This is a genomic window from Pseudomonas sp. NUPR-002 (assembly GCF_056322725.1).
Window position 1 is genome coordinate 1290331 of the sequence record NZ_CM150476.1, and the last position, 23074, is coordinate 1313404.

General features: G+C 63.9%; 26 protein-coding genes. All 26 read right to left on the reverse strand.

Translation table 11 applies throughout. From position 1 onward, the window contains the following. Nucleotides 1–7: 7 nt before the first annotated feature. Nucleotides 8–649 (reverse strand): hypothetical protein, encoded by a 642-nt coding sequence (locus ACVWSC_RS06010; protein WP_003158630.1) that lies wholly within the window; start codon nt 647–649, stop codon nt 8–10. Then, on the reverse strand, nt 646–1224 hold the full coding sequence (gene pilL2 / locus ACVWSC_RS06015) for a PFGI-1 class ICE element type IV pilus protein PilL2 (RefSeq protein ID WP_003158629.1): 579 nt from the start codon (nt 1222–1224) through the stop codon (nt 646–648). Before pilL2 ends, ACVWSC_RS06010 begins: the two co-directional genes overlap by 4 nt. A gap of 233 nt (nt 1225–1457) precedes the next feature. Next, entirely contained in the window at nt 1458–3737 is a 2280-nt protein-coding gene (locus tag ACVWSC_RS06020) for a helicase-related protein (protein ID WP_003158628.1), read from the reverse strand. A 137-nt stretch (nt 3738–3874) separates the two neighbouring features. Then, nucleotides 3875–4120, reverse strand: a complete 246-nt coding sequence (locus tag ACVWSC_RS06025; RefSeq protein WP_425311439.1) for a plasmid related protein — start codon at nt 4118–4120, stop codon at nt 3875–3877. A 166-nt stretch (nt 4121–4286) separates the two neighbouring features. Beyond that, nucleotides 4287–5408 carry a DUF6094 domain-containing protein gene (locus tag ACVWSC_RS06030; RefSeq protein ID WP_003158626.1) on the reverse strand — a complete coding sequence of 374 codons (1122 nt, stop codon included), beginning with the start codon at nt 5406–5408 and terminating at the stop codon, nt 4287–4289. Between the two features lie 64 nt (nt 5409–5472). Then, nucleotides 5473–6123, reverse strand: coding sequence for a hypothetical protein (locus ACVWSC_RS06035; RefSeq protein WP_003158625.1), 651 nt, complete (start codon nt 6121–6123; stop codon nt 5473–5475). Between the two features lie 82 nt (nt 6124–6205). After that, entirely contained in the window at nt 6206–6607 is a 402-nt protein-coding gene (locus tag ACVWSC_RS06040) for a hypothetical protein (RefSeq protein ID WP_003158624.1), read from the reverse strand. Between the two features lie 94 nt (nt 6608–6701). Continuing rightward, nucleotides 6702–7400, reverse strand: a complete 699-nt coding sequence (locus ACVWSC_RS06045) for a DUF3275 family protein (RefSeq protein ID WP_003158623.1) — start codon at nt 7398–7400, stop codon at nt 6702–6704. Nucleotides 7401–7454: 54 nt separating this feature from the next. Next, nucleotides 7455–8369, reverse strand: coding sequence for a DUF3577 domain-containing protein (locus ACVWSC_RS06050; protein ID WP_003158622.1), 915 nt, complete (start codon nt 8367–8369; stop codon nt 7455–7457). Nucleotides 8370–8745: 376 nt separating this feature from the next. Further along, the gene (locus ACVWSC_RS06055) at nt 8746–9558 is read right to left on the reverse strand and encodes a hypothetical protein (RefSeq protein ID WP_003158621.1); all 813 of its coding nucleotides are present in this window, start codon (nt 9556–9558) and stop codon (nt 8746–8748) included. A 279-nt stretch (nt 9559–9837) separates the two neighbouring features. Next, nucleotides 9838–10116 carry a hypothetical protein gene (locus tag ACVWSC_RS06060; protein ID WP_003158620.1) on the reverse strand — a complete coding sequence of 93 codons (279 nt, stop codon included), beginning with the start codon at nt 10114–10116 and terminating at the stop codon, nt 9838–9840. 94 nt (nt 10117–10210) lie between these two features. Further along, on the reverse strand, nt 10211–10948 hold the full coding sequence (locus ACVWSC_RS06065; protein WP_003158619.1) for a DUF5983 family protein: 738 nt from the start codon (nt 10946–10948) through the stop codon (nt 10211–10213). Between the two features lie 212 nt (nt 10949–11160). After that, a complete protein-coding gene (locus ACVWSC_RS06070) occupies nt 11161–11553 on the reverse strand; it encodes a hypothetical protein (RefSeq protein WP_003158618.1) in 393 nt (130 codons plus the stop codon). A 21-nt stretch (nt 11554–11574) separates the two neighbouring features. Beyond that, complete coding sequence (locus ACVWSC_RS06075; protein ID WP_003158617.1) at nt 11575–11787, reverse strand: hypothetical protein; 213 nt, start codon at nt 11785–11787, stop codon at nt 11575–11577. Between the two features lie 328 nt (nt 11788–12115). Beyond that, the gene (locus ACVWSC_RS06080; RefSeq protein ID WP_476461723.1) at nt 12116–12361 is read right to left on the reverse strand and encodes a hypothetical protein; all 246 of its coding nucleotides are present in this window, start codon (nt 12359–12361) and stop codon (nt 12116–12118) included. Between the two features lie 524 nt (nt 12362–12885). Continuing rightward, complete coding sequence (locus tag ACVWSC_RS06085) at nt 12886–14910, reverse strand: DNA topoisomerase III (RefSeq protein WP_003158613.1); 2025 nt, start codon at nt 14908–14910, stop codon at nt 12886–12888. 269 nt (nt 14911–15179) lie between these two features. Beyond that, nucleotides 15180–15620, reverse strand: a complete 441-nt coding sequence (locus ACVWSC_RS06090; protein ID WP_003158612.1) for a single-stranded DNA-binding protein — start codon at nt 15618–15620, stop codon at nt 15180–15182. 73 nt (nt 15621–15693) lie between these two features. Then, nucleotides 15694–16221, reverse strand: coding sequence for a DUF3158 family protein (locus tag ACVWSC_RS06095; protein WP_003158611.1), 528 nt, complete (start codon nt 16219–16221; stop codon nt 15694–15696). Then, nucleotides 16218–17003, reverse strand: coding sequence for a PFL_4669 family integrating conjugative element protein (locus tag ACVWSC_RS06100; protein ID WP_003158610.1), 786 nt, complete (start codon nt 17001–17003; stop codon nt 16218–16220). Before ACVWSC_RS06100 ends, ACVWSC_RS06095 begins: the two co-directional genes overlap by 4 nt. Before the next feature lie 317 nt (nt 17004–17320). Continuing rightward, nucleotides 17321–18565 carry an STY4528 family pathogenicity island replication protein gene (locus ACVWSC_RS06105; protein ID WP_003158609.1) on the reverse strand — a complete coding sequence of 415 codons (1245 nt, stop codon included), beginning with the start codon at nt 18563–18565 and terminating at the stop codon, nt 17321–17323. A 3-nt stretch (nt 18566–18568) separates the two neighbouring features. After that, nucleotides 18569–19129: a DUF2857 domain-containing protein gene (locus ACVWSC_RS06110; protein WP_003158608.1), complete on the reverse strand. Its 561-nt coding sequence runs from the start codon at nt 19127–19129 to the stop codon at nt 18569–18571. A gap of 15 nt (nt 19130–19144) precedes the next feature. Next, nucleotides 19145–20773: a ParB family protein gene (locus ACVWSC_RS06115; RefSeq protein ID WP_003158607.1), complete on the reverse strand. Its 1629-nt coding sequence runs from the start codon at nt 20771–20773 to the stop codon at nt 19145–19147. Continuing rightward, on the reverse strand, nt 20766–21014 hold the full coding sequence (locus tag ACVWSC_RS06120) for a hypothetical protein (protein WP_003158606.1): 249 nt from the start codon (nt 21012–21014) through the stop codon (nt 20766–20768). The genes ACVWSC_RS06115 and ACVWSC_RS06120 overlap by 8 nt, the downstream gene beginning before the upstream one ends. Continuing rightward, nucleotides 20998–21873: a ParA family protein gene (locus tag ACVWSC_RS06125; RefSeq protein WP_003158605.1), complete on the reverse strand. Its 876-nt coding sequence runs from the start codon at nt 21871–21873 to the stop codon at nt 20998–21000. Before ACVWSC_RS06125 ends, ACVWSC_RS06120 begins: the two co-directional genes overlap by 17 nt. A gap of 42 nt (nt 21874–21915) precedes the next feature. Then, complete coding sequence (locus tag ACVWSC_RS06130; protein ID WP_003158604.1) at nt 21916–22128, reverse strand: AlpA family transcriptional regulator; 213 nt, start codon at nt 22126–22128, stop codon at nt 21916–21918. A gap of 118 nt (nt 22129–22246) precedes the next feature. Further along, nucleotides 22247–23002 carry a hypothetical protein gene (locus ACVWSC_RS06135; RefSeq protein WP_003158603.1) on the reverse strand — a complete coding sequence of 252 codons (756 nt, stop codon included), beginning with the start codon at nt 23000–23002 and terminating at the stop codon, nt 22247–22249. Nucleotides 23003–23074 lie beyond the last annotated feature (72 nt).

The window sequence follows — 23074 nt, forward strand, 5'->3', positions numbered from 1 at the left end:
CCTCAGCTCAAGGGATCGCCACGCGACGGGTCTGGTCGCCGGCCTGAAACACGGCGGAGTTGCCCTCGACCGCCTGAAAGCGCCATGGGCCGAGCGAATCGCCGGGCAGCAGTACCTCAAGCTGGTCGGGCGTGAAGTCCCCGCTGCTCGGCGCGACGGACAGGCTGCGCTGGCCGGCGCGAAGTTCGGCGCCGACGATGCGGAACGGCAGTGGCAGCGGTTCCGGCTTGGCGTTAGGCCTGCGCGGTGTGCGCGGCTGAGCGGGTGCTGCGGTGCGCGCAACGGTCTGGCGCGTCTTGATTTGCTCGACCTCCGTGCGCAGCGCCTGAAGGTCGTCAGCAGCGGCATAGCCGCTCAGCGTTGTCTCGACCTGGGCAGCGCGTGCTTCCAGGAGTTCGCGGGTGTCTTTAAGGTCTGCCGCCGTTGCGACGGTTGGACGCTGCTGGATGGCCTCAATGGCCTCGGCCAGACCTACCGCCTGCGCTTCGAGACGTTGCAGGCGGGAATTAAGCAGCTCCTGGTCGACCTGCTCGTTCACCGCCTGGTAGCCGAGAGCGACGAAAACGCTGAGGCCGATCAGCCAGAGCCACATCAGGCTCTGCAACATCATGGCGGTGATCGGGCGACGGGGAGACTGCGCGGCATTCATGGCTGGCCTCCCGAAACCGAAGGCATCAGCGGAAACGTCTGCACCGCCTCGGCAGCAGGCGGTTCGTGTTCGTGCTCGGCGGTCGCACTGCCTCCAGCCTGCTCAAAGCAAATCTGCCGTGCCCGGTCATTCGCGTGCAGTTCCCAGGCCGGGCCAGCCAGGGTAAGCAGCGCATCGCGCAAGGTCATGGGGCCAAGATGCAGGTGCGCCGCCGGCAGCGGCAGCGCATACAACTCGGTCACGGCGTGGGCCATCTCGCAAAGCTGGTAACCACTGCGTTTGAGCACATGCCGCAGGCCATCGCCCACCGTGGCACGGGCATCCTCCGGCATGGACACATCGATGGTCTGCAACAGCAAGTCACGCTGCGCTGCCGAGGGTGCCAGCTCAACCAGCGTGTAGCGGCCATAGCGCACGACGGGAATGAACTCGGGTGCCTCGGGTTGGGGAACGGAGGCGATTTCCTCTATGGCGTCTGGTGCCAGTGGCGCGGTCGTGGTGGCGCAGCCGCTGGCCAGGGCAGCGGCCAGGAGACCAGCGCCGACCAGACGCCGGGATACATGGATGGCGGGCATGGCATCGGCTCTTCTGTTGCGATGCCGATACATTGGCGGCGCGATGCCGTGCGGTCAGCCAGGAATGCGAACTGGGTGGTGCCCGGTTTGCTGCCTTGGGCAAGCGCTCGGCCTTCACGGGAACACTTTGGAATGAGAGAAAAACGCAGCCCCGCCCACGAAGAACGCGGACGGGGCTGCAAGGTGGGAAGAACAGAAAGCCGGCGGCGCTAGGCCGGCTTGTGGCGTGGAAATCAGGCGGTGACCAATTGCCGGGCCAGCGCCACTTCGACGGAATCACCGTCCTGGTTCAGGACATCCAGCCCCGATTCGGGCACATCGCCCGAGGTGGACTGCGAGACCATGATCTTCTTGGCCATCAGTTCCAGGCAGGTCATCTGCGAGGAACCGGCATAGCCGAGGTAGATCACGCGCACGGGTTGCTTCTGCCCGATGCGCCAGGAGCGGCGTGCTGCCTGTTGGAGCGAGTACACGTTGTAGCCACTTTGCATGAACACAATCGTCGGGAACTCCAGCAGGTCCAGCCCCGTCTTGACCAGCTCGGGATTGGTGACGAGCACGTCGATGCCACGGTCCAGTTGCTCGGCGATCCAGTCTTCTCTGCGGCTGGCATCCACGCTTGCGCGCAGCACCGCCACCTTGAAGCCTTCCTGCTCCAGCAGCCCCTTCAGGCGCGACGTGGTATCGCGCGTGCCGGTATAGACCGTGTAGGCCAGAACCTTGCGGCCCTGTGTCTTCTCCTGCCTGCAGATCTCGATCAGCTCACGCTCCTTGGGGCTGATCTCGAACTCATTGAACTGAGCCGGGACAAACGCCAAGGTGTTGCGCGTGCGTGGATGCACCACGGTCTCCGACCGGAAGCAGCAATCCGGCCAGGCCAGCAGCACGTTGAGCACCACCCCCAGCAAGGTCGTATCGCGTCGCGCCAGAGCCTGTTTCAGCTCTGCGGTCAGCCGACCCGCCAAATCGCGGTAGGCCGCAGCTTGCGCCACGTCCATCTGGACTTCACGAAACTCCTCGTCATACGGTGGCAGGACGTTGCCACCGATGTCCTTGAGCTTGAGAAATATGGTGAACGGCAGGATGCAACGCAAGACCCCTTTCGGGCCGAAGCCGGGAGCCTTGACCGTGCGCACCGATACCTTGGTGCCCTTGGCCGTCTTGTGCGCCGTGCCGGCGCTCTCGGAGTAGATGTCCTTGAGGACGCCGTGATCGCGCATGAACGCCATCGCAGCCGAGGTCATGCTGCCGCTCGTGGTCGGGCGGTAGCCGTCTTCGATCATCCGCCCTGGCAGTGCCCGGAACAGCAGGTAGAACAGATCATCGCCGTAGCCGCCCATCAGCGTGCCGGTCAGCAGCAAGGTCTTGCGAGCCTTCGCCGCCAGCACGCCCATGGCCTGGCCCTGGGCACTGCCACCGTTCTTGTACTCGTGCGCCTCGTCGGCGATGAGCAGGTCGAACGTGCCTTGCGGCAGGTAGCGTTTGATGAACTCGGACGGTTGGTAGCCGCCCTCGCCAAAGCCAAACTCCATGTTGGCCATCGCACGTTCCATGCGCGTGGCCTGACGGTCGGAAAACACCAGCTCGCCATTGCCGTCCATCAGGTTGATGAACTCGTGGATGTTGTCACCCAGCATCGAGGCCAGGAAGCCGTCACCAAACTTCTGCATCAACTTCTGCGCGGTGACTTCCCCGATGGTCGGGATGCGCTTCAAGGCTTTGAGGACGACAGAGGACTGGTCACTGCCGGACAGACTACGCGGGCGGATCAGCGTCCACAGGGGCGCGGCGCAGTGGCTGCACTTCCTGCGGGACTCCTCGGCTTCGAGCGAGATCGGGTTGACCGGTTCGCCGTCGAGGTCCGTAATGACCGTGCCGCAGTTCGGGCATGCTGCCACGTCGCCGTGGCGGGTGCGCCGCTGGGTGAAGACCGGCTTCCAGTGGAACCCCATCCGCATCCGCACGCGCCCCAGGACGAAAAACTCCTGGCCCGTGGGCTGCACACCCAACTGCTCGCGCAGCTTGATGAGCTTGACCAGCGTATCCGGGCCATTGAGCACCCAGACCTTGGCGCCGGCCACCGTCTCCTGGATCTCGCGCCGCCACTTGTAGACCAGGTGGGGAGGCGAAAGTACCAGCGTGCGGCGGTAGCCTTCGGCGTTGAGCACCGCGGCCGTGGCGATGCCGACGGTCGTTTTGCCGCAGCCCATTTCGCCATTGACGATCGCAGCGCGTTCGCCTTGATCGACCAGCAGCTCGGCGGCAGCATGGACAACGTCGGCCTGGGCCTGGAACAGCTTGCGCTTGAGGCTGGCAACGACGAGTTGCCGCTGTGCTTGCGCTTGGCCGGTATAGACCGGCGGGTTGGCGCGGTTGAGAGAATCAAGCAGTTCGTCGCCGAACTCGCCGACAAAATCCTGAAGGCTCAGGGTCAGAGGGGATGATTCCGCTTCGAGCAGTTCGCCCGGTACGGGCGCTGCATTGCTGGCGGTGGTGTCGAGATCAACGGGCATGGTGATGCTCCATAAAAAGAATGGGGCATGCACCACCCCAGCGGGGCGATGACATGCCCCGTGGTGGGAAGAGAGACGGCGAACCGTCGGTGGTTGGACAGTACAGGCACTCCTTGGCCTGCGGTGACAACTCGCGGTCAGTACTCGTTGGGCAGCAACAGCGTGGTGACGCTGCGATCCCATTCGGTGATGATCCAAATCTTCAGGCCGGGTGTGACCTCGTAAGAAGAAAACAGACGATCCTCGCCGGACTTCAGCGCGGCATCGTTCTGCCGCCTGTCGCTGTCGTCGAGGTCGCCCCAATCGCCGCCGAGGTGGCGACGCAGGTAGGGAGTCGGGTTGAGCCGGCCCTGTCGGACCAGGTCATCGACGCCGCAGGTCATGACCACCTGGCCTGGCGAGAAGCGCAGGCTCGGTGTTTGGCTGATGGAAAGTGCTTGGGCTGCCATGGAAGGCTCCTGGATATGGAGGGGCCACGGCACCCCATCGGGGCGACTGGACCCCGGTAGGTGGAAAAATCGACGGCGAACCGTCGGCGGTGAAAAACAATCAGCGAATGGTCAACACCTCGCCCCGTGTCGGGGAATCAGGCGTCATGTCCCACGCGCGGATGACGGGAACAAACTTGTCGGTGAGGATGCGCGTCTCGGCGATCGAGCCGTCTTCGCGCTCGGTGAATTCCCGCTGGAGCGTCTTGTCCTTGTGGGTGTCACCTTTGACGACGAGCACGCGCCCCGTCTTGGATTGCACGACTCCCGAGATCGCGCCTGCGGCCAGAGCCAGGGCGAGATGCCAGTGGGACAAGGCCCGCGCCGGTGGACGTAGCGTCTGCTGCGCGGCCCCCAACTGCGTATCCCGCGACGGCCAGAGGCCTTGCAGTCTGCCAACCTCATCGGCGAACTGCTCCGGCTCCATCGTCACGCGGAAGAAATGCCCCGGCTCCGCCGGGCTGGCGGGGACGATGTACGGCAGGAACGGCCATTCGCTCGGCAGCTCCTCGGCTTCGATTTCGCCAAGCCCAATCTGCAGCAACAGACTGCGCACGGCCTTGACGGCATCGGGTGTCTGCTCACGCTGACGCACCCGTCGCCCGAAGATCACCACCTGCTTAAACTGCGTTTCCACCGCTCGATAGATCCGCAGGTCGGTGTAGTGGCGTGTCAGCCAGCCGACCAGCTCGGCATCGAGCACGTAGCCGGGGACGATGAAGACCAGCACGCCGCCGTACTGCAACAGGGGCAGCGTGCGCTGGTAGAACAGCTTTTCGAGGCGGGCTCGGCCCTGACCTTGATAGCCAATGTTGCCGTTGACGTCCTTGGACAGGTCGCCATACGGCGGATTGAGCCAGAGCAGACCGAAGGACTGCTTGGAGATCATCGTGTCCATCAGGTCCGCGTGCAGACAGTGATCGACCAGACCACGGGCATGGCGCGCCCGCTCTGCGTCGAACTCGACGGCGAACGCCTTGGCATGCTCGCGCCCCAGGGCATGAGCCGCTTCAGCGATTGCCACGCCTTCGCCGGCGCAGGGATCGAGGATGCACATCGGCCCATTGGATTCAGAGTTACTGGGCATCAATGCGTTGAGCGCTCTTTCGAGCGTGGGTTCGTCGGTCGGGAAGTACCCGTTTTTCACGAAATTGCGGGCGAGCCGCGGGAACATGAGAGCCATGGAAGTCTCCTGGTTGGCGGGGATGATTGGCGCAGGCACGCCTTGGCGTGCCTGCGCAGGTGGGTCAAGCCGCTACCGTTTCCGGCGTCCAAATCTTGGCCGGATAGGGATAGGCGGTGAGCACGTCACTGCGGATCAGCGAGCCGAGCGCCTGGGTCAGCGCCGGCACGTCGATGGCGAGCCGATGGCCCACCAAAGGCCCGAGGGCGAACGGCAGGCGGGTCAGCATCTCGCGGCTTTGCAGCAGTTCCAGCACGGTTTCGCGCCAGTGGTCGAGCAATGGCAGTGGGCAGGTGTCCTGCACCAACGTCCACAGGCGGTCAAGCCGGTGGTCGCTATCGCGGGGCAGCAATGCCAGTGCGCTGGCGTTGGCCTTGTCGGGCTTGACGCAGCGCCGATCGAACAGCCACACGTTGGACAGCGAACCGAACAGCGTTCGCCGGTAGGCGCGGGTCATGCGCTTTTCCAGGCGATCGACGTTGCCGACGAACACCGGGACGCTGCCGCCCTGGTCGGTGATGACGTGGAACTGCTCCAGGCCTTGCTCGTCACGCCCGAGGGTCAGGCGAGCAAGGAACTGCTGGACGGCGGTGTCCCGCGCCCAGATCGACAGGAAGATCAGATTGCCCTGGTCATCGCCGACGCAAGCGTCGGCCATCACGTCCGGGCATTCGTCGATGCGATACAGCGTGGTGGAAGAAGGGTTTGCGGGCATAGTGGTGTCCTCGGATAAGCGGGAACAGCAGCGCCGCTGGGGCAAGTGCTGCCCCTTGGGGTGGTAGGGCAAACGCCCTGGCTCAGGCCGTCAGCGTCGTAGCCGGGGCTGCTTTGGGTATGCGCCTCTGCGCGTGGTAGGCGCGAACGCCTGCACGCCAGTCGGCGGATTGCTCCGGTGCGAGATCCAGATAGGACAGCGGGCACGAGTAGTAGTACGGGTGCATGGATTCGTCCAGCGGCTTGTAGCCCCACTGGCCGCCGCTGCGTTGCAGCAGATCGCAGCGGATATAGCGCAGGGACTGACCTGGCGCGAGATCACGATGTACGCCGTCGGCTTTGGCCGTCACTTGCGTAACAGACCAGAGGACGTTGCCACGCAGTGCGTGGGCGATGACCTTCACGCTGGTGCGCTCGGTCTCTTGCGGTGTGATCAGTTCCGCGATCAGTTCAGACCGCGATTGGGGGGAGAAATACCAGCCCATGAGAGGCCTCCGGGAGAAATGAAGCCGGAGGCTTCCCCCGAGGGGAAGGCCCCCGGCGGGTGGGTGAGGAACACCGCAGATGCAGCGTTCCGTACTACGCGGGTTGCAGTTCGGCCTGGCGGCTCCACTCTTGCGTCTTGAAGTCCAGCGCATAACCCAGTTCGCTCAAGCGAGCGATCTGCGCGCGCAGGGTGCGGCGGTCGATGGTCGAATCCAGTTTCACGGACTCATCCAGCGGCCACAGCAGGCCGAACAGCGCGGCATCGCCCTCTTCGGTACTGCCGGAGGCAGTCGCCGTAGCGGGCGTCGGCGCATCCACACCAAAGGGGGTGGTATCGACCAGCGGGTCTGCGGATGCCTGCACAGGTGCGGGCTTGGCGGGCCTGGACGTTTTGGCTGGTTTGGCTGGTTTGGCCGGCGTTACCGCAGGCTGTTCGCCCAGCTCTTCATCAAGTGGATCGAGGTCCTGAGTGGCGAAGCTGCGTGCCTCGTCACGGCTCAGTTTGTCGATGTCGTAGAGCGTCATTCCGTCCAGACTGGCGCGGATTTCGAAACGCATGCCACCACCGACCGGGTAGGACTTCGGGAAGATGTACCTGATGATGAACTCCCCGTCGTACTTGCCTTCGGGGTATTGCTCCAGCTCCGGGTCCTTGACCTCGAACGTACCGAGGTGCGTGGCGAGGCGACCGACGGTGAAGGGGCCGTTCTTGCCGCGAATGGTGCGCAGCGTGAGTTGGCCGGGGACGACAATGGGCGAAACCGATTTATCGGATGCCGATGTGGCTGCCATGATGGTTCTCCTTAGCGATTGGGAAAACGACAAGGCCCGCGAGGGCCTTGCCGATCAGAACGAATCAGCCAATGCCGGCTCCTGCTTCTCGACTTCACCTTCGGGCTCGCGCTCGGCGGGCTCGGCAGGCTGATCGGCAGCGGGGCCGGCGTCCTCGGCTTCGGACGCGGATGCGTCCTGGGCTGGCGGCGTCTCGGCTTGCGCGGGGCTCGTCGGATAGACCTTGGTGCCGTCGATCTTGATCAGGCCGATGTGGATCAGCGTCGATTCCAGGCTTGCGGCCGGTTCCCCAGCGCGTTCACCCTTGGTGCGGATGTACGGATCGATCTTCATGTCGTTGAGACGGAAGGCGATCAGCACCTTGCAGTCCCCTTCGATGGCCTGCACGCACCGGCGAACCAGATGCTCGGCTTCAGGGGTGGTAACGATGGTGTCGAAGTACCGATACTCCGGTTCATCGACAGGCCCGGCCAGCGCGGCGACGGTGCAAGAGAGGAACGGGTCGCCATCTTTGGGCGTGACGTCCTTCGGACGGCTGAGGTAGCCGATGCCGCGGGTGATCAGCTCGTGATGCCTGATCGAAGCCAGTTCGGCTCGGTCAAGTGGCTCGGCCTTGAGCAGTCGCGCCTTGAGGGACGCGGCGGCTTGGCCTTTCTGCTCGCCCTTGTCGCGGATGTACGCATCGCCCCACAGGTCGCCGAGGCGAAAGCGCACCAGCGGGCGCTGCTTGGGATCGTCAACGCCGATGCAGCGCTCGACCAGCTTCTTGGCCTCGGCACCCGAGACCTTGACATCGAAATAGCGATAGCTGGGGTCCTTTGCGGAACCGACCAGCGCGGCGATGGTGCATGCCAGAAAAGGCTGCGCACGGCGGCCGCCCCGAACAGGCACTTCACGGACACGCTGGATGTAACCGATGCCCGAGGTGTGGAGGTCGAAATACGATTTCTCGTTGGACGTGGTGCTCATGGTGAATCTCCATAGGGATGAAGCGGAGACACGCCAGTCCCACGCTGCGGGGAAAGGTGCGTAACCCCGCGATGGGTTGATAAGGCGAAAGCATCCACCACCAGAGACTGGTGGCCGCTCGCGGATGGATGCGGTGCGAGCTGGCTCGGTCACGCAGTGGGAGCTGCGCCGCAACCTCGAAGACCGATGGTTGCCTGGCATGTCGCTGACAACGTCAGCAGGCATGGGCTCAGCATGGCCTCGCCTCGCGCGCGAGGCAGCCATCAATCGGCATCCGGGCGATTCCCTTTGATGAATCTCCCAGGCAGAAAAAAGGCCCTCCTTCCGAATGGAGGGAGAGCCTGTGGGGGCATGTCGCCTGGTTTTTTTCGTGGTGTCACGCAGGTACAGCGCGGCGCCGTCGGGACGTCTCCGCGCCGATCACGCTCACATCGATCAGACGCCAGCGTCCGTCGTCGATGAGCCGCTCCAGCACTTCGCCGAGCATGTCGAAGTACACCTCGTCGTGCCGATCGACCAACTCGCCGTCGCGGCGCAGCTCCACCGCATAGGTATCGCTGCCGCGCTGGTAGAGGATCGTCACCTGGCCGGCGAACTTCGCGGTCGAAACCGTGAAACTGATCGCCGGGGGCGTTTCGATGATCCTGGACGGCTTCGGATCGACCCAGGTGAAGTCGTGGGCGCCCGCATCGACCAGCATGTGGGTGATGCGCCGGAACCTGTCGGGCGCCGGCATTTCCTCCAACTGCTCGATGAGCTGACCCAGTTCCATGCACTGCGGCTCGGGAATGGGCAGCTTGGCCGGCGCGGAGCCGAGGATGTGTGTCTTGACGGTGTAGGGAGTGCCGTCGGACATCATCTCGGTGCGCTCTTCTGGCGTGTCCGCACGCAGGCCGTCGAAACGGCGACGGGCATAGGGTTGGACATGCACCTTGGTGCCCTCGCTGGGAACGGTGGTCACCAGGTTGGGATCGAGTACCGCGAACTCGCTGGGCTTGAGCTTGACGACGATGGCGTCTTTGCTGGCTGCTACCACCTTGCCGTCGAAGGGCTGGGGATCAATGACGAAGCCCAGTGTCGAGGACTGTGGTTGATCATCGAACACGCGGTACTTGAACGATCGCACGTTGCGCGGCACATGGCCTGCGACCAGCGAAGGCATCAGGGTCTTGATGAGAGAGCGATCCATGTGAATCTCCTTGAGGAAGAACAAGGGATTCCCGCCCGCAAGGGAGAGGTCCCTTGTGGGTGAATGGGCGCGATGCGTCCGTAGGAAGAAACAACCAGCACGGTTTCCCGCGCTTGCAGCCTTGAAGGTCTTGGCTGCCTGGGCATGTGTCGGCAACGCCGACGAACATGGGGTAAGGATGGCCCTTGAGTGAGCGGCCTGCGCTCAGCAAACCGCACCGCGCCGCACCCGCTTTCCTGCGCCGGGACAAGAAAAGGCCCCTCGAAAGGGGCTGGGTGGTCAGGCTTGGTACACGAAGTAGTGTTCGCGCTGACGTGGAAAGAACACGTGCTTCCACGTGTCGCCGCCGGTGTTGCCACCGTCGAAAACGACCATTTCGTAGTCGTCAATGTCGGTGTCGGCCAGATCGGCGCTGGCGATATGGCGCATGTGCAGCGTGCCACTCAAGCGCTCGAATACCAGGATCTGGCCGATGGCGTCGTCCTGGCCCATGGCGTTGACGCAGGCTCCAAGCTGATGCTCGAAGTCGCGTGCGGGCGAGATGAGGTCGGGGAACATAAAGTGCTCCTATGAAATTGGACCAGCCCGGCTCCTAGAAAGGAGACGGGCTGGCATGGAGGGCAAAGAGGAAGGTGGGCTCGTGGTGTGTTTGCTAGGACTCGGCCAGCGGCAAGCCCGGCAACACGGGCGCGTCGGCGTCGAGGATGAGGATGCGCACATCGGCCTGGCCAGCCAGTTCCAGGATGTTCGCCAGGTCGTCTGGCATGCCCTTGCTGCGGTGCTCCTGCCGAAGCTGCTCGGCGGTGATGCCATCGGCGTGCTCCAGGTTCTGGTCCGTCCAGGGCGTTGAGATCAGCTTGACGCCGATCGCCGGGCTGTACGGAACCCGAAAGGCGATGAACAAAAAGGCCTCCGGCGTGGCGAGGTCCGCCAGATTGGCGAGGTACTGGCCGGTTTCCTGGCTGATGTGCGCGCTGCTGATTTCCCAGCAGCGGCTGTAGTAGCCGGTCTCGAAACTCAGGCGCTGCACGATTTCCCGCGCGGCCTCGACCGAATAGCTGTCACCGACGTGGATCAGGCGATCGTCGAAGTCCTCGCCATGAATGGCATAGACCACGGCACCGATCACGCCTTCGCCGTTAACGCCCTCATCGGCATCGCATTCGGCCAGCACCTCGGCGCTTATAGGTTCAGAGCCGTTCGTGACCACCGCGAAATCGCTGGTGACGATGCAGGAAGATGAAATCAGTTCCTGGTCGGAAAGATGTTGCTGGCTCGGGTGGATATTTCGCCAGACATGCGGGCTTCCGTCCTCGTAGCTGATGGACAGCGTGCGGACGATTTTCAAGTTCCAGTAGCCGCGAACAAAGGGATTGGGATTCTGAGACATGGGAACGCTCCAGATTGAATAATGGAGCCAATTCCCGCCACCGGGAATTGGACCCAGTGGGTTGAAAAGGGAAAATGCGTCAGTCGGCGCTGATCGTTGGCTTTGATTCAGCCGCTTTACGCTGGGCTACGGAAAGGAAATCGAGGGACATGGCCGTGTGGACGCATGTCCCTCGTGGGGAACGAAAAGACGGGGGTGTGCCCGAAACGGGCTCACCAGCCGCTGTAGTTCACCATCAAGTCGGCGATGACCTTGCGGCGTTGCAGATCGAGGCCGTCGAAGTCCGACAGCCCGTCGAAGTGGCAGCGCTTGAGCATGGCACCGCCCTCGCGCGCGTTGTAGAAGCTGACCATGGCGGACAGGAACATGCGTTCGCCGCTGCTCAGGACGCCGAGGGCATCATTGAGCAGCAGCATGTTGGGACGCAGATCCCACTTGCTCTTGGCCTGGTTCAGACCTTCACGGGTGCCGTCGCCGAACCATTCGGGGCCAGCGATCTCGGCACCACGCTTCCATGCCTCGAAGAAGGCTTGGGGCGCGGCAGCGAAATGCTGCTCTTCCCGCATGATCTGATCGACGACTTCCTGCGGCAGCAGTTGATTCATGGCGTGATTCCTCCAGTTGGATCAGGGAATGGCGAGCTGGGACCAGCCGCCTCTTTCGAGGGCACGTTGAGCCGCCGCATGGCTGCGGAAGTACTCGTGCGATTCCCGCGAAACGGGACCTTCGGTATCGCGCGTGCCGATGTAGTGGCCGGCGGCGCTTTGCAGGACTTCGAGCGGCAGGAACTTGCCGCAATAGGTCAAGGCCAACTGGCCGAAAGAGGCTTTGTGGGACATGGGTAGGCTCCTTGGAAAAGCGAGGCCTTGTCCCTCACGGGATGGCAGCTCCCGCACGTGGTGGATAAAAAGCATCGGCGTCACGGGGACGCGCGTCCGCAGACTTGATGCGATACGGACTGGCGGGTTACGCGGGAAGAACCCACGGCAGCCTGGAACCCATGGCTGCTGGCATGTGCTGACGAATCAGCGAACATGCGGGCAGCTTCGTCCGGGAGCCTCGCTGCGTCAGTTGGAAAACGGCAATCGGCCCAGCCCGGATTGATGGCGCGGAGACAGAAAACCCGCATCGAGTGCGGGCTGTCAGGGGGGGCGTGGGTGCGTTGGCTCACTCGGTCTTGTCGCCCAGGACATACTGCTTCCACAGGGCGAATGCCTCGTCCTGTCCCAGTTCGGCCAGGACCACAACGGGTTGCGTTTGCCGCGCACGCAGCGAAGCGAAATACGCCTTACGGTCGGCGATGGCCTTGAGGTTGATGCCATCGATAAACAGCAGCTTGCCGTCCTTGATGAACAGCACCTTGTTGCCAAGGTCGCGCTCGAACGCGGCTCGTACTTTCTCCGGTTGTTGCATGCGTCGGTTTCCTGTTGCTGTGGCCGGCCCTTGGATCGGAACGTTGATCGACGAGACAAAGGAGCCGAAGGCTCGCTGACCTTCGGCTCGGGAGGAAATAACCACCCGTGGGCTGTTGCAGGCCCGGTCGTCGCTCGAACCGTCTGCTCATCAGCAATCACACCCGGCCCATGTCGTGGCTGGGGCCGGCATCGTCTGGCGCACATCCGCGCACAAAGGGAGCCCGTTTTTGCGCCGGTGGGCACCGGCACTGAATACCGCTGACCACAAAGGGTCTCCGGGTGGCTCGCGCTGCCAGGCAAGCCATCGGGGGACCACTTCGCAGTGGGCGGGAGAAACACAGACCAGCAGAACACGCGGGAGGCGGTTCGCGGAAAAACTACCTTCAGGTCCCGCAGCCGGGGACGGCTCGACGGGACGCGCACACGGACAAGAAGGCGTTGCGCGCTGGGCGACCCGCAGGGGCGTGCGGGACACGGGCCACGCCTTTGAAACAGGGTGCGGCCCACGGGAAACGGAGTCGGTTAGGCGCCTTTGCGGCCGCTGCTACGCGAGCGCGAAGCGCCACGCTTGGGCGGACCAGATTCGACCGGCAGCGTGCCTTTGCAGTCGGGGTAGCGACTGCACGACCAGAATGGACCGCTCTTGCCGGTGCGTTGGCGCGTCGATGCGCCGCACTGCGGGCATGCTGGTCCATGGGCAAGCTTGATGGACAGGGACATGCTGCCGTACTGCGCGATCAACTGCGAAATCCAGGCGGCCTGCTTGCCAATGAACACGTCCAGCGTGAGCTGACCAGCCTCGATCATGTCGAGTGCCTGTTCCCACACGGCGGTGGTGCCGGGGTCAGCAATCGCCGCAGGCACGGCATCGATCAGCGTGAACGCCGCATCCGATGCACGGATGGAGCGTCCCTTTTTCACGATGTAGCCGCGAGTGATCAACCCGCTGATGATGTTGGCCCGCGTCGCCTCGGTGCCGATGCCCGTCGTGTCCTTCAGCTTCTGCTTCAGGCGCGGGTCGGTCACGAAACGCGCAACACCCTTCATCGCCTTGACCAGTTCGCCCTGCGTATAGGGCTTGGGTGGCATCGTTTTGAGTGCCTTGATGTCGGCCCCAGCGATCTGACATGCCATCGCTTCGCGCAACGCGGGTAGCACCTGGCTGCGTGCAGAGGCGTCGGCGTCCTCATCAGCGCTGCCTTCACGTTCGGGCTCGTCCAGCACCAGGCGCCAGCCCTTGACGACGACCTGCTTGCCCGTAGCCACCAGCTTCTGCTGGCCGCAGGAAAGCTCGGCCACGGTGCGGTCGAACTCGTGGTGAGGGAGGAACTGGGCCAGGTAATGCGCCCGGATTAGCCGGTACACGGCCCGTTCCTTCTCGCTCATGACGGAAAGATTCGCCGGTTCGAGCGTCGGGATGATGCCGTGGTGCGCTGTGACCTTGCCGTCGTTCCATGCACGCGAACGCTGGGTGCGGTCGAGCTGACCCATGATCGGGCGCAGCGACGGGTCGGTCTTGAGCAGGCTGTCCAGGACGGTGGGCACCTCGGCGAACATGCTTTCGGGCAGGTAGCCGGAGTCCGAGCGCGGGTAGGTTGTGGCCTTGTGCGTCTCGTACAGGGCCTGGGCTATCTGCAATGTCTCCTGTACGTCCAGCCCGAGCTGCCTGGAACAGACCTCCTGAAGCGTCCCCAGGTCGAACAGCAGGGGCGGGCCTTCGCGCACGCGCTCGGTCTCGACCGACACCACCTGGGCGCTGCCCGCAGCGCGAATCTGCTGCGCCGCCTGCTGGGCGACCGGCTGTTGCAGGCAACGACCGGCGTCGTCGGTGCAGCCGTCGGGCGCAACCCACTGCGCGGAGAAAGCCTGACCCTCTGTGGACAAAGACACGTCGATGGCCCAGAACGGCGCCGACTTGAAAGCCGCGATTTCGCGGTCGCGATCAACGACCAGCTTCAGGGTCGGGGTCTGGACACGTCCGACCGACAGCACGCCGTCGTAGCCCGCCTGCCGCCCGAGCAGCGTGAACAGACGGCTGAGGTTCATGCCGACGAGCCAGTCTGCCCGCGAACGCGCCAGCGCCGAGTAGTACATCGGCAGCGTATCGGATGATGGTCGCAGCTTGCCGAGCGCAGTGCGGATCGACGCATCGTTGAGCGCCGACAGCCACAAGCGCTCGATGGGGCCACGGTAGCCGCACAGGTCGATGATCTCGCGGGCGATCAGCTCGCCCTCGCGGTCGGCATCGGTGGCGATGACGAGATGGGTCGCCTTCGCCAGAAGCGCCTTGACGACCTTGAATTGCGTGGCGGTCTTGGGTTTGACCTCGACCCGCCACTGCTGGGGAATGATGGGCAACTGCTCCAGCGACCAGCGCTTGAGCGCCGCGTCATAGACCTCGGGTGCTGCCGCTTCTACGAGATGGCCGATGCACCAGGTAATCGTGACGCCGGAGCCGTTGAGGCAGCCTTCACCGCGCTGTGTCGCGCCGAGAATCCGACCAATATCCTTGCCCTGGGAGGGCTTCTCGCACAAGAACAGCCGCATATCCGTCCATCCGATTTCCGTGGTTCATTGAGTTGCTGGAATCGAGGATGCCGGTCCCCACCAGGGGCAACAGCAAACAAGTCGCAAGCGGTGGCGACCACTTTCACGGGATGGAATGGCTGGGGCGGAGATGGTATGCAGCCGGGGTGTGCGGGCCGGGAGCCGCGATTTTCGGGAGCACGTGGAATCCGGTGGACGTAGATGGAGCTATCCCCTGGGGATAGCTCGCGGGTGCATGGAGCGGCGAACAGTGGCCGACCCATGCCGGGTCACTTCCTACGCCGCGGCTCTTTTGGCGCAGCCGGTTCCTGGGCGGCCTGGGGCTTTGCCTCCGCATCCTGCGGCTTCGGGCTGAGGGTCACGGACTCGATGCGAAACGGCAGGATGCCGACGCTGCGCGCGTTGATCTGCCAGGTTTCGCGCGGCTGATCTTCGTTGTCCGTCCAGGGCTCGCGCTCCATGCGGCCGACGACCAGGATGCGCATGCCTTTCTGGTAGAGGCTTTTCCAGTGCGCGGCGTCGCGGTGCCAGATTTCCACGGGCGCCCAGAAGCCGCCGCGATCCTCGAAGTCGCCGCCTTTGGTGGGAACGGGGTTGTCGAAATACACGTTCAGCCGCAGCAAGCGCCGCGGCTCGTCGTTGCCGTTGGGGAACTCCCGGTATTCGGGCGGGGAGCCAATGTTGCCTTCGCCCCAAAAGTGCGTGCTCATGTTGCAATCTCCATGGTGGTTGAAATACCCGTGCCGCGTCGGCGTCGGGTGTGTGCTGGGGTGTCCGGTGCCATCACCGATCACGCATTCCAGGTGGGATGGACTTGAGCCGGCGCAGGTAGGCGTCTTCCGCCACAGCCGCCTTGCTGGCGCATTCCTGGGCCTGCCTGCCCAGGGTGTGCAACAGGCTGATCTGCATGTTCAGCGTGATGCGCTGAAGCTCGATCGCGTGCAGCTCGGCCAGTAAGTTGACCGGCGTGCCGGTGCTCGCCATCAATTCCTGCCACAGGGCTACGCCCATGGCTGAGCGGTCGTGCTTGCGCCAGCGCAAAAACGCCGTTCCTGCGCCAGTGGTTTGTTGGGCCAACTCCACGGGCAGCAGGTGGAAGGGATGCCCGACTGCCTGTTGCAGCACCTGCCGCTGAGCCAAGCCAATCAACTCGTCGCGCATGGCGAAGCACTGGCTGGCCCAGGCCTCAAGATCCCCCTTACCCTTAAAAGGCTTTAAAAGGCCTTTTAGAGAGGCCGCGTGTTCCAGCTTCACGAAGGCAGCCTGTTGCAGGCCCTGGAAGTAGCGGGGTTCGCGGTTCGGATCGCTCATGCCTGCTCGCCCTTGATCTCGCCGACGCCGACCTCGGGCACCGCGCCGGTGGCGGCCTCGTCGTTGGGGGCAGGCGCTGCAGCAGGACTCTCGACACGCTGTTGCAGGCCACGGCGCACGATGGGCGGCGCGAACTTCGAGCGGTGCGTGCCTTCCAGCACGTCCTGCGGCAGTTCGCCGAATTTCTCCAGCGCCGCCCGTGCTGCGGCGTTCTTTGACACGAAGTCGTCGCGCGTACAGCCCGAATAGCGGTATTGCTGGGCCAGCGAGAACAGGCTGCGCAGTGCATGGGCGCCCTCGTTGAGCCAGCGCTCCAAGGTGCTGCGGTCGATGAGCGCCGTGTGATGGGCGAGGATCAGTTTGCGGGCGATGTCGTCGTAGTCGGCCAGCAGATAGACGGCGGCAAAGCCGAGCTGCGCATTGACGAACAGCGGCAACTTGACGGGTTGCACGTTGAGGTTCTCGCCCAGGCTGAGTGCCGGCGGTACGCTTGCCAGCGCCTGATCCACCTGCTCGCGCAGCGCTTGCAGCGTGGTCTTGGTCTGGTCGAGCTTGACCTCGATGCGCAGCATCCACCAATCCGAGTACGGGTCGTCCTGCTCCGAACCGCGCCGCATCTTGTTCATTTGGGCGATGTAGCCGTTCAGGCCGACGATGCCCGGTCGCCCCTCGGCGGCGGCACGGCCATGCCAGATGCGCGAAGCGTGGTGGGTGTGAAGCGTCAGCGACATCGCGCTGCGCAGGGAGCCGAGATTCAGTTGCAGAGATTCATTGGTTGCCATGGTGTCCGCTCGTTGTGGGGAAAGGAGCGGTCAGCTTCGGCAGGAAGCGGAAGGCCGTCAGTCAACAAACCGAAACCTGCCAGACCCCGGTTCAGCGCGTGGTGGCCGCCTGCGGCGCGAGCTATCCCCAGGGGATAGCTCCAAGGAGCGCCAGCGAACGCTGCACGTCAGGATCAGGACGGACAAGGCCGATGCTGCGGCAGATGTTCGAGGCGAGGCCTGCGACTGCACGGCATCCGCCCCAACGGTGGAACTATCCCCAGGGGATAGCTCTACTGGCATCCATGGGCGTCCACTTCACCGCCTTGCCGGCCTGCTCACTTGCTGGCGAGCAGATTTCGCAGCCGCTCGATGTGCTGCCTGGCGACTTCTGGTGGCACCGGCTTACCCTGCGTTTGGGTCGGCGGTGCGGGTGGTGGCCGTTCGTTTGGTTGAGTGGGTGCCGGTGGCGGGTCTTTCTTTGCCCAGGCATTGAACTCACCGTGGATGGCCCGCTGGATGATGCCGAACAGATACCCTGCGGGATTGCGGATGCCGGGGTTGCTACAACGCGCGGCCCATTCGTCCAGCACGTCCTGCCTCAGCGAGGGATCAACTTGCTGCAATGCCACCTTGGCACCCGCCTGCTGTTCCGCCTTCAGTTGTGCAAAGCGCTTGGGCCATTGCAGATCGCCCAGCGCGCGCGCCTGCGCAGTAGTACGTATTTCATTAATACAACTACTACGTACTGTACGGGCCTGCTTCGGATTCCGAAGAGAGACGTCTGGCGCGGGTTTCAGCCCTGCTTCGGAATCCGTAGCGGGTCGTTCACGATTCCGAAGAAGGCTCGGAGCCCCTTCTTCGGAATCGTGAATGGCGTCTTCCTGTGGATAACTTTCGCAGGCCGTGGGGTTCTGGTTGGCGAGACGTTCGGCCATCACCTGCAACCGTGACGGGAGGGTGCGTCCGGCCAGTAATGGGTCTTCGCCGATTTCCTTGAGCGTGTGCAGGCCCACGATCTGCACGGCCTTGGCAGAATGGCCGAGCGCCTGGCTGACGAGTTGCAGGTAGTCCGGGTCGAGCTGCATGGCCTCGAACGGTGTCAGGGGTTCGTCGTGCAGCACGTACAGATTGCCGAGGATGCGGCCGGTCTTGGGGTCGCGCCGTCGCCGAACCAGGCTCAGCCAGCGGGTCAGGCGCATCAGTGTCAGCGCCCGTGCCACGGTTTCATGCGAGGCCTGGCCTGCGCAGGGCATGGACGCTAGCCAGGGGCGCAACTGCTCGTAGGTGGGAAATGCGGTCACGCCATCGTCGTTGAGCATCAGTCGGAACACTTGCCAGGCGTTTCGTTCCAGCGGCGTCAGGCGGCGGTCGAGGAACAACTTGCGTGGCACCGTCTCGTGCCGGTTGCCACTGAACAGGAAAGCATCGCCGGAGGTGGGCGTGGGCGACTGTGCAGGTGTAGACGCAGGTGCGCTGGGGGCGGGCTTGGGCGCAAGGTCTTTCAGCGCAGCATCGAACAGTTCTGCCAGTGCGATGGGGCCTTGGCGTAGGGCTCGTGGTGCGGTGTCGTCCACGGCCATGACTCACGCCAATCCCTGATCGACCCAGCTCTTGATCGAGGCCCAGACCACCGACAGAGGCAGCGACATTCCTTCGGCCAAGTCCATGGCGGCATCGAGGATGGAAGTGTCATCTTCGAGATCGACGGTTCTGCTGTTGGTCACGGCCTTCCATTGCCGCCACAGCTCCGTGTCCTGCTCCTCGTCCAGCACGGGGTGCCGGCCCTTGCGCTTGGGCAGACCGAGGATTTCACGGCGAAGCGCTACTTCCTGATGCGTCAAGCCATAGAACTTGCTGACCATCTCCGTGCTCGCGCCCAGCCTGAGCATGCGATCGACCGTGGCGATTTCCTTCTCCACGTCCTGCGCCTGCTGGAGCAGCCGCCGCAGCACTTCGCGGTTGACCGTCACTGAGCACCAGGAGACGTTGGCGTTGGCCAGCACGCTGATCAGCGCAGGATGCTTGAGGGCGTCCAGCTCTGCCTCGCCAAACCCCATCAGTTTGCAGCGGCGCAGTTGCCCATTGCGCAGGTCATAGAGGGCCTGGGCGATGACAGCCTGGTTGAGCGGGTGTGCTGTGGACATGCTGGCCTCCCTCGCTTAGGTTCCAGAGTCCGCAGCGCCGGCTTCGAGATCGAGCAGGCGGCGGGCCAGTCGCAGCAGGCGGAACAGCTTGACCAGCGCGGTGTCGCTCAATCGTCGGGTTACGTCGCCCTGGCCGTGCAGCAGCGCCGGCAGGTCGATGACGAGTTGCCCGTTGTCCAGACCGACGTCGGCGGGCTGCTGACCGGCCAGGCAAGCCAACAGCGCATGGACGGCACGGCCCTTTGGCGCCAGGCTTGAGGTATGGGCACGGCAGGCGAAGCCGATGCCTTCTGGACGGTCATCGATGCACTCGCCCAGGTGTGCCTCGCCCGCAATCTCGCGGGCAAACTGCGCGACGTGGATGCGCAGGTGCTCGGGTGTGTCCAGGCCGGGGGCGATGTACCAGACATCCGAGATCGGATAGAGCCCACCAGCCTGCACCGGGATGGACTGCAAGACATTCGCCGAGAAGTCGTGCGGCAGTGCATCGCCCAACTGGTCGGCGACCATGCGCTGGATGGACTCAAGCCGTTCCGTTGTCGGCGCCGGCGAGACGATGTGCTCCTGAAGCCGGTCGCCATCTGTCGCCGGGCTGACCGCGTCCGAATGACTGGCTTCCGCGTCGCTCTCGCCCGTCGAGGGAGTTGCCGTCGGCCTCGCAGCAGGTGGCGCAGTATCGGCAGGTGGGCGCGCAATGGCCTCTGGCTCTGGCAGGGCAGGCGGCGTCGAGGGCGGCGTCGGCTCGCTGACCAAGGCGCGCTGGCGGCTCTCGGATTCGGTCATGTCCAGAGCGAGCACGTCGTAATCAACACCCAGCAATTCGGTCATCTGGCCGATCAGCTCGTCCTGTATGCGCTGCGCAGAGAACTCGTCGGCCTGGACATCGAATTGCGACAGCACTTCCTGAAAGAACTCGTCGAAGTCCTGAACCAGTGAGCGGCCTTTGGCGTAATGCGCCCAGGTGCGCTCGCAGGCCTTGCGCATGACCGACAACCGCTCGACCTGGTGACGCCCCAGGCCGGCGTAGAGCACGGTCGGGATTGCGGGCAGCAGGTAGCGTACTGCGTCGGCCATCCGGCTGATGTGCGACTGCTGCACGGGGTATCCGTCGGCGGCCAGGCGGCGGGCCAGCTCGGACTGGCTCAGGGTGGAGCCGCTTTCCAGTTCGTAGAATTCGCGCGCTTTCTCGACGCCCAAAGCCCGCTCGATGAAGGTGAGGCCACCGCGCAGTTCGTTTTCCGCAAGATGCCCGGTGAGCGCGACGATCTCGCCACGCTCGGGCCACGGGCGGAACAGGCATGAGACCCGAAAAAATCGTTCGTCCTTGGTCTCCGACCAGAGTTCGCGCAGGATTGCCAGTCGCGTGTTGCCGCCATTACGGATGATGTAGTGATCGTCGCCGGGCCGCCGGGTGATGGCCGGAGCCGCGTCCAGACCACGCTCGCGGATGGATGCCTTGATTTCCTCGTACACCGGATTGCGCTTCTTGCGCGGGTCGTGGTCGTAGGGGCGCAATTGGTCGAGCGTCACGACCATGGGCGTGTCGGCGATCGGGTCGCTCAAGGTCGTTGCTGACGGGCCGCTGCGCTCGAACCCGGACGCAAGCAGTTTGCCGGCCATCTGCTGGGAAGTGATCTCAGTCATGGCCGCCCCCCTGCGCTTGGGATCGGGTCTCGCGCTCGGCGCGACGGATCTGCGCACGGGCGTTGAGGGCTGCCCGGTGATCGCTGGCCGTCGAACTGGTGTAGATCGCGGCGCAGCCTGACTTGGTGAACTTGAGGTGACCGCCCGCCGTGCGCTTGACGTGCCAGCCTTCGCCCACGGCGAACTCGATCAGGGCGCGCAGCCGGCTGTGACCTCGGGCCAGTTCATGTGCGTTGGCCATGGGGCCTCCTGGTATCAAGAGGCTGTGGCGGACGGCCGGACACTGCGGCAAATCGATCCTGCCACTGCGGGAGCAATTCGCCGGCAAGATCGCGCATGGTGGCGAGCGCGGCGGGAGCGACTCTGCCCACTGGCTGGCGGTACTCGACCCGATGCACCGGCAGGCCGCGCGTAGCAGCACGCGGATAAGCCTCAATGGCCGGCACGTCGGTAGCCAACACACGGATGTCAGCATGGTCCTGGAACAGATCGCGCAGCGCCTGCTGGATCAGGCGGGCGTTGGCGGACACCGGATGGACGCGGTTGATGAGCAGATGCAGCGGCGGCGGCGCGATGCCCAGCTGCCGGTACGGTGCAATGTCCTCCAGCAACTGCATGGTGCCGCGCCGCAGCTCGCGGGCGGCGAGAATTTCCGGGGTCACGGGTGACAGTGCGAGGTCGGAGGCCAGCACCGCCATCTCCAGCAGCACCGAGCGCGCGCCCTGGGTGTCGATCAGCACCAGGTCGTAGAGGGGATTGAGCGCCGGAAGCAGATGCCGCAGCCGCAAGCGCCCGTCCGGCGCGTGCAGCAGCAAAGTGTTCAGTTCGCCTCGGTGGTCGTTGGAGAGCACCAAGTCCAGGCCCGCGATGATCGTGCGGGACACAAGCTGGTCGAGGTCGCGCTCGTTGAAGGCCAGCAATTCATAGATACCGCCCGGCGCGCGGTGAGCCAGCTCATAGTATGAGGACAAGGTGGGCTGCACATCGAGGTCGAGCAGCAGCACGCGCAGTCCGGCGTCCGCAGCGAGACCGCCGAGGTTCGCAGCGGTGGTAGTCTTGCCGACCCCACCTTTGGTTGAAATGATGGATACGACCTGCATGGCGTTCTCCGTGTCAAGATGAAAAGTCCGCGGGAGAACGGGTCAGGCCCGGTTGTTGACGCGCTCGTCGATCCACTGATCGATTTCGATGGAGTCCCAGCCCACGGCGCGCACGCCCAGACGCAGGGCCTGCGGGAACTGGCGTTTCTTCATCAGGTTGTAGATGTGGGCGCGCTTGAAACCTGATTTCGCTTCGACTTCTTCCAAGCGCAGGATGCGGCGCTCGTTTGGCTGCAGTACAGATGTTTGCGACATGGCAGTCACTCCTGAACGCTCAGCGGCGTTTGTTGGCGTGACCTCTATTCAATAGACACGGCTGCGAAAAGACATTGCAAATGCAATCTCCGCGACTGCACATACAAGCTGGCAAATCTCAGCGGGAGGCGCTACGCAGCCGGCGCCTGGCGGTGGCAAACTTACCGTTCAATGTCCGCTCCGCGATGCCCATGGCGCCGCTGTGATGGGCGACCAGCGCGCTGACCACGGCCTCCTGCGTCTTGAAGCTGGAGTACGGCGTGCCCGATGGCGACTGGCCGAGCATCAGCTCCAACAGGCCGCCAACGATGTTCAGGTAGGTGGCCTCGGCTCGATCACTGATCGGACACTGCGCGCATGCCGGAATCACCGTGGGCTGCTTGAGCAGCGCGTCATGCTTGTCCTGCAACTCGCGAAGCTGACGTTTGGTCTGTTCCAGGACGGATTTCAAAGCCTGGCGTTCGACCAGCATGGCTTGCCCTGTTTCCAGAGAGATGAAGGGATGGGTGATGCGCTCGCTGCGGGAGAAGAGAAAGCCGGGCCGCTGCTCGGGGTAGTGCTGGCGCATCCAGCACTTCAGATCGACATGGCGCACCGTCAGATCAGGCGATTCGATCAACGTGGTGTCGCGCGTCGTGATGCCGTGCTGCCCGAAGGGCAGTTCCCCGTTGAGGATGCCGTCATAGATGCGGTCGGTGTACAGCCGCAGTTCGCCCAAACGTGGGCAGTCCAGCGACTGCGGCAGATTCATCGGCGACGAGACCGAAGCCAGAATCACCTGCTCGTATCGCAGCAGTCCGGCCCAGCGGATGGACGCTTCGAGCGGGCGGTAGAACACCTTTGATGTTGGTGCATCATTTTTGTTCTCGTGCATGCTCCGTCTCCTTCCAGGAGAAGAACTACAGGGCCGACTGCTTTTGCAGCCGTCCCCATGGTCGGCCTGTTG